Origin of the sequence: Cryobacterium sp. RTC2.1, assembly GCF_035018685.1 — a bacterium.
GTDB lineage: Bacteria > Actinomycetota > Actinomycetes > Actinomycetales > Microbacteriaceae > Cryobacterium > Cryobacterium glucosi.
Map to the genome: position 1 here is coordinate 46,225 of NZ_JASJXJ010000007.1, position 6,659 is coordinate 52,883.

6 protein-coding genes are annotated in these 6,659 nt (G+C 69.7%); all 6 read left to right on the forward strand.

Features of this window, described 5'->3' with window-relative positions:
- Positions 1-35: 35 nt before the first annotated feature.
- Positions 36-1,229: a methionine adenosyltransferase gene (gene metK, locus QN357_RS02175; RefSeq protein WP_134448744.1), complete on the forward strand. Its 1,194-nt coding sequence runs from the start codon at positions 36-38 to the stop codon at positions 1,227-1,229.
- A gap of 2 nt (positions 1,230-1,231) precedes the next feature.
- Positions 1,232-3,286, forward strand: a complete 2,055-nt coding sequence (locus QN357_RS02180) for a primosomal protein N' (protein ID WP_322140825.1) — start codon at positions 1,232-1,234, stop codon at positions 3,284-3,286.
- Complete coding sequence (fmt, locus tag QN357_RS02185; protein WP_322140824.1) at positions 3,287-4,204, forward strand: methionyl-tRNA formyltransferase; 918 nt, start codon at positions 3,287-3,289, stop codon at positions 4,202-4,204.
- The gene (locus QN357_RS02190) at positions 4,201-5,592 is read left to right on the forward strand and encodes an RsmB/NOP family class I SAM-dependent RNA methyltransferase (RefSeq protein ID WP_322135780.1); all 1,392 of its coding nucleotides are present in this window, start codon (positions 4,201-4,203) and stop codon (positions 5,590-5,592) included. Before fmt ends, QN357_RS02190 begins: the two co-directional genes overlap by 4 nt.
- Before the next feature lie 105 nt (positions 5,593-5,697).
- Positions 5,698-6,366, forward strand: coding sequence for a ribulose-phosphate 3-epimerase (rpe, locus tag QN357_RS02195; RefSeq protein WP_134448740.1), 669 nt, complete (start codon positions 5,698-5,700; stop codon positions 6,364-6,366).
- Positions 6,367-6,378: 12 nt separating this feature from the next.
- Positions 6,379-6,642: a phosphoribosyl-ATP diphosphatase gene (locus QN357_RS02200; RefSeq protein WP_134448739.1), complete on the forward strand. Its 264-nt coding sequence runs from the start codon at positions 6,379-6,381 to the stop codon at positions 6,640-6,642.
- Positions 6,643-6,659 lie beyond the last annotated feature (17 nt).

Genomic DNA, 6,659 nt, shown 5'->3' on the forward strand with positions numbered 1-6,659 from the left:
CATACTTTTCTACCAACGACACAGAGACAGGCCAGATGAGCGATCTTCGCCTCTTCACTTCCGAATCCGTCACCGAAGGTCACCCGGACAAGATCTGCGACCAGATCTCCGACAGCATCCTCGACGCCCTCCTCACCGAGGACCCGAACAGCCGCGTCGCCGTCGAGACCCTGGTCACGACCGGCCTCGTCCACGTCGCCGGCGAAGTCTCGACGGAAGCGTACGTCGAGATCCCGTCGATCGTGCGCAAGTGCATCACCGACATCGGCTACGACTCCTCCGACGTCTGGTTCGACGGCCGCTCCTGCGGCGTTGAGATCTCCATCGGCGGCCAGTCTCCCGACATCGCCCAGGGCGTCGACGACGCCTTCGAGCACCGCGAACAGGCGAGCGCCGAAGACTACGACCGCCAGGGCGCCGGCGACCAGGGCATCATGTTCGGCTACGCCACCCGGGAGACCCCCGAGCTCATGCCGATCCCGATCTGGATCGCGCACCGCCTCGCCGAACGCCTCGCCGAAGTCCGCAAGTCCGGCGAACTCGACTACCTCCGCCCCGACGGCAAGACCCAGGTCACGATCGGCTACGACGGCATCATCCCGCGCACCGTCGAGACCGTCGTCCTGTCCACCCAGCACGCCCCTTCCGTCACGACGGAGCGTCTTCGCGCCGAGGTCGAAGAGCTCGTGATCCGCCCGGTGCTGTCCCGCGTCGAACTCGATTCCTCGAGCCTGACCATGCTGATCAACCCGACGGGCCGCTTCGAGATCGGTGGCCCCCAGGGCGACGCCGGACTCACCGGCCGCAAGATCATCATCGACACCTACGGCGGATCCAGCCGTCACGGCGGTGGCGCCTTCAGCGGCAAGGACCCGTCCAAGGTCGACCGCTCCGCCGCGTACGCGATGCGCTGGGTCGCCAAGAACGCCGTGGCAGCCGGGCTGGCCGAACGGCTCGAGATCCAGGTCGCATACGCGATCGGCAAAGCAGCGCCCGTCGGGCTCTACGTCGAGACCTTCGGAACAGGGGCACTGCCGGACAAGGAGATCACCGCGGCGATCCGCGAGGTCTTCGACCTGCGACCGGCCGCGATCATCCACCACCTCGACCTGCTCCGCCCGATCTACCAGAAGACGGCGACATACGGTCATTTCGGTCGCGAGCTCCCCGAGTTCACCTGGGAGAGGCTGGACCGCGTCGACGAGCTGAGAAGCGCCTCCGGGATCTGATCATGGGACGCACGGGCCTCGTGGCACGCGTCCTGATCGAGTCGACACTGCCCCAGCTCGACCATCTCTTCGATTACGGCATCCCGGACGACCTCGCCGCGGCCGCGCGGCCGGGAGTGCGGGTCCGGGTGCCCCTGCGCTCGGCGGGACGCGTCGCCGACGGCTACCTGATCGAGGTCCTCGATGCCGGGGGAGCCGTCCTCGCGACCCTGAACGCACCGGTGTCCGGCATCGAGCCCCCGAAGGACGCCGCCGCCGACTTCCATGGCGCCCTGAGCCCGGTCGAGGCCATCGTGTCCGCTGCCCCCGTGCTCACGGCGGAGGTCTGGCGCCTCGCACGTCGCGTCGCCGACCGCGCGGCCGGCAACGCGAGCGATGTGCTCCGGCTCGCGATCCCCCCTCGCGCTGTGCGGGTCGAGAAGGCCTGGCTCGCCGCGCAGGACGAAGCCGCGCAGGACGAAGCCGAACCTGCTCCGGAAGCCGAACCCGCGGCATCCGCCGGTTTCGCTGACTACCCGGCCGGTCTGCTCGACGCGGCCCTGGCCGAGCAGAGGCGCCTCAGCGTGGCCGCCGTACCCGCCCTCGTCGCCCTGCCGGACGGGCGCACCGTCGGCCACTGGGCCACCACGATGGCCGAACTCGCCACGGCAACCGTTCGGAGCGGGCGAAGCGCCATCCTCTGCGTTCCCGACTACCGCGACCAGGACCAGCTCCAGGCCGCCCTCGATGCCTGCGCGCCCGCGGGAACCGTGAGCAGGGTCGATGCCCGCCAGCCCAACCCCGAGCGCTACCGCGCCTTCCTCGCCTGCCTGGAACCCACCCCGCGGATCATCCTCGGCAACCGGTCTGCGGTCTACGCGCCGGCGCACAACCTCGGGGCGATCCTGCTCTGGGACGACGGGGACCCCCTGCACTCCGAACCGCTCAGCCCCTACGTCCATGCCCGCGACGCAGCACTGGTCCGCCAGGCCCTGAGCGGGTGCGCACTGATGTTCTTCGGGCACACCCGCAGCGTGCCCGTGCAGCGGCTCCTCGAACTGGGCTTTCTCGGCGAGGCGCATCCCCTGAGCCCTCGGCATCCCCGGGTGATCCCTACTGAATTCCAGCTCAGTCCCGACCGCCAGGAGCGGACCAACCGGATCCCCTCCGCCGCCTGGCAGGTGGCCAGGGCCGCCCTCGCTGACGGACCCGTCCTCGTCCAGGTCGCGAGCCCCGGGTACGCGCCGACCCTCGCCTGCCAGACCTGCAAGAAGTCGGCCCGCTGCACGCACTGCCAGGGACCGCTCGCCCTCGCGAGCGCGAACGCCGTGCCGTCCTGCCGTTGGTGCGGCAAGCTTGCGGCAGGCTGGAGTTGCCTGCACTGTGAGGGCAGGTCCCTGCGGGTGGTGTCGCTCGGAACCGGGCGCACCGCCGAGGAACTGGGCCGCGCCTTTCCCGGCGCGCTGGTCCTCGTCGCCGACGGGGAGCATCCGCTGCAGCAGATCGGGGCCGCCCCTGCCCTCGTCGTCGCGACGCGCGGTGCCGAGCCGATCCCCGAAGGCGGCTACCGGGCGATCCTCCTGCTCGACGGTGAGAAGATGCTCGCCCGCGAGTCCCTCGGCGTCGCAGAGGACTGCCTGCGCTGGTGGAGCAACGCAGCAGCCCTCGCCGCCCCCGGCGCGTCCGTCATGCTCGCCGGCGTCGGAGGGGCACTCGCGACGGCGCTCAACGCGTGGCAGCCCGGTGCCTTCGCAGCGGCAGAACTCGCTGACCGCAGGCAGCTGCGCTTCCCGCCCGCCGTGCGCGTCGCCTCTGTGACGGGGACCGCCGCCGATGTCGCAGCGGCGGTCGAGGATCTCACGGACGTTCCCGGCCTCGATGTGCTCGGTCCTGTCACAACCGTCGACCCCCTCGTCCGGGCCGTCGTGCGGTTCAACTACGTCGACGGCGACGACGTCGCCAGGCTCGTGAAGGCGGCGATTGTGCGCAATGCAGCGCGCCGCCGCCGGGCCAAAGGCGCCGCCTTCCGCCCGGCACCTACACTCAAAGTACGATTCGACGACCCGGAGCTGCTCTAAATGAAACTCGTATTCGCGGGCACGCCCCAGGTGGCGGTGCCCAGTCTCCAGGCCCTTGCCGACTCGCCGCACTCCATCGCGGCGGTCATCACCCGGGCGGATGCCCCCCTCGGCCGGAAGCGTGTGCTCACCCCGTCACCCCTCGCGCAGGCCGCTGCCGGGCTCGGACTTCCGCTGCTCAAGACCAATCGCCTCGACGCTGCGGCGACGGAACGAATCGAAGCCATCGAACCCGACCTCGGCGTCATCGTCGCATACGGCGGGCTCGTGCGGGAACCCCTGCTCTCCGTTCCCCGCCTCGGCTGGATCAACCTGCACTTCTCCCTGCTGCCACGCTGGCGCGGGGCAGCGCCCGTGCAGCGCGCCATCATGGCCGGAGACGAACGGACGGGAGCCGCGGTCTTCCAGCTCGTCGCCGAGCTCGACGCCGGCGCCGTGTTCGCGAGCTTCTCCGAACCGATCTCCCGGCACGCGACCGCCGGCGGGCTCCTCGACTCCCTGAGTCACAGCGGTGCCGTGCTGCTCAGGAACGTCGTCGACCAGCTCGAGGCCGGCACGATCGAGGCGGTGCCCCAGGTGGGCGAGCCCACCACGGCCGCCAAACTCGGCCTCGCCGACGCCAGGATCGACTGGGCCGCATCCGCTGCGGTCGTCTACAACCGGGTGCGCGGCGTGACGCCGGAACCCGGAGCCTTCACCATGCTCGGCGAAGCGCGCCTCAAGGTCCTCGACCTCGCGCCGACCCACGGCGCCCAGCCGCTTCCGGCGGGCGTGATTCGCGAATTCGACAAGAAAGTGCTGGTTGGAACCGGGACGGAGCCGCTAGAGCTCGTCACGGTGCAACCGGCTGGAAAGACACAGATGAAGGCAATCGACTGGTGGCGCGGCATGGCGGCGACGGACGTGGTCGCCTCATGAGCGTCCAACAGCACCAGGGCTTCGTCCAGCCCGCCCGCCGCGTCGCCTACGACGTCATCGCGGCCGTCCGTGAGTCGGACGCCTACGCGAACCTGTTGCTGCCGACCCGTATCCAGCGGGCCGCCCTCAGCACGGCGGATGCCGCCCTCGCCACCGAACTGACCTACGGCACCCTGCGCATGCAGGGCTACTACGATCTCGTGATCGCGGAAGCGGCCGGCCGGCCGGTCTCCGCGATCGACCCGGCCATTCTCGACGTACTGCGCCTCGGCGCCCACCAGCTGCTCGCGACGCGCGTCGCGACCCACGCCGCCGTCAACGAATCCGTCGAACTGGCCCGCCAGGTCGGCTCCCGTGCAGCGACGGGCTTCACCAACGGCGTGCTTCGCACCATCTCCCGCTCGACCCCGGAGGAGTGGCGCGAACGGGTCCTCGCCGGAGCAGGCTCCGCGGACGACCGGCTCGCCGCCGAACACTCGCACCCGGTGTGGGTCGTGCGCGCATTCAGGCAGTCGCTGCGCCTCGAAGGCCGTGAGGACGAACTCGAAGACCTGCTTATCGCCGATAACGCCGCCCCCCGGGTCAACATGGTCGCGCTGCCTGGCATCACGACAGCAGAGGAGACCGCCGGCCTCGGCCGACCCAACGAGTACTCCCCGGTCGGGTTCATGCTCGCGGGCGGAGACCCCGTTCACCTCGTCACCGACCACGACGGCCGCATCCGGGTGCAGGACGAGGGTTCGCAGCTCGCAGCACTCACCCTGAGCCGGGCCCGCCCCATCACGCCGGGAGAACGCTGGCTTGACCTCTGCGCCGGACCCGGCGGCAAGGCGGCCCTGCTCGCCGCAGAAGCGCGCGCGGGTGGCGCCGAACTCGTTGCAAACGAGCTCGTTCCGGCGAGGGCCACGCTCGTGCGCCGCGCCCTCTCCGCGGTCCCGGGCACCGTTCCGGTCTGGGAACTCGACGGGACCCGCATCGCCGTCAACCACTCCGAGGAATTCGACCGCATCCTGCTCGACGCACCGTGCACGGGTCTCGGCGCACTGCGTCGCCGGCCGGAGGCGCGCTGGCGCAAGCTTCCGCGCGACGTCGCCGAACTCTCCGACCTGCAGTCCGGCCTCATCGACGCGGCGCTCGGCGCACTGAAGCCCGGCGGCCTCCTTGCATACGTCACGTGCTCACCGCACATCGCGGAGAGCCGCGGCATTGTCGCCACGGCGCTGAAGAAGTGGGGAGACCGGGTGCGGGCCGTCGACACGGCCGCGGTCGTCCAGGGATTCAGCGGCACCCCGCTCGACCTGCCGGGCGACGGAACGAGCGTGCAGCTGTGGCCGCACCGCCACGGAACCGACGCGATGTTCATCACCCTGCTCGAGCGCACCGCTTAGCAATACTCGTGAGGTGTCGCATATCGACGTTCGCCGGGCGAATGAAGGTCGATGTGCGACACCTCACGGAGTGGGGTGGCATGCCTGCGGCGATAGGGTGAAGGCATGCCGATCAGGATCAGCCCCAGCATTCTCGCCGCAGACTTCGCGAACCTGGAACGCGACCTCGGTCGCATCCGCACCGCCGACCTCGTGCACGTCGACGTGATGGACAACCATTTCGTGCCGAACCTCACCTTCGGGCTCCCCGTCGCCGAGCGCATCATGCAGGTCTCTGCGCTGCCCGTCGACGCGCACCTCATGATCGAGGATCCGGAACGGTGGGCACCGAAATTCGCCGAGGCCGGAGCGTTCTCCGTGACCTTCCACGGTGAGGCGACGACCAACCCGGTCGCGCTTGCGCGCAAGCTCCGGGCAGCAGGCGCCCGCGCGGGCATCGCCCTGAAGCCGGGCACCGCCATCGAGCCGTACCTCGAGTTCCTCGCCGAATTCGACCAGGTCCTCGTGATGACCGTCGAGCCCGGTTTCGGCGGCCAGAGCTTCCTGCCGTCGACCATGCGCAAGCTCCGCACGGTGGCGGATGCCGTCAGGGCCAGTGGCAGGGACATCTGGCTGCAGGTCGACGGCGGCATCACGGAGGAGACCATCGTCGTGGCCGCAGAGGCGGGCGCGGATACCTTCGTCGCCGGCTCGAGCGTGTTCGGTTTCCCGGATCCCGAGGCCCGGATCGCTCTCCTGAGGACTGCTGCGACCGCGCACTCGCACGCGCACTAGTAACCTAGGGGAGTGAAAACATTCGACAACCTCTTCGCTGAACTGGGCGAAAAAGCACTCAACCGGCCGGAAGGCTCCGGAACCGTCCGTGAACTCGACGCGGGAGTGCATGCCATCGGCAAGAAGATCGTCGAAGAAGCTGCCGAAGTCTGGATGGCAGCGGAGTTCCAGAGCGACGAGGAAACCGCCGCAGAGATGAGCCAGCTGCTCTACCACGTGCAGGTCATGATGCTGGCGAAGGGGCTCACCCTCGCCGACGTCTACAAGCACCTCTGAACCGGCCGCCGCACCGG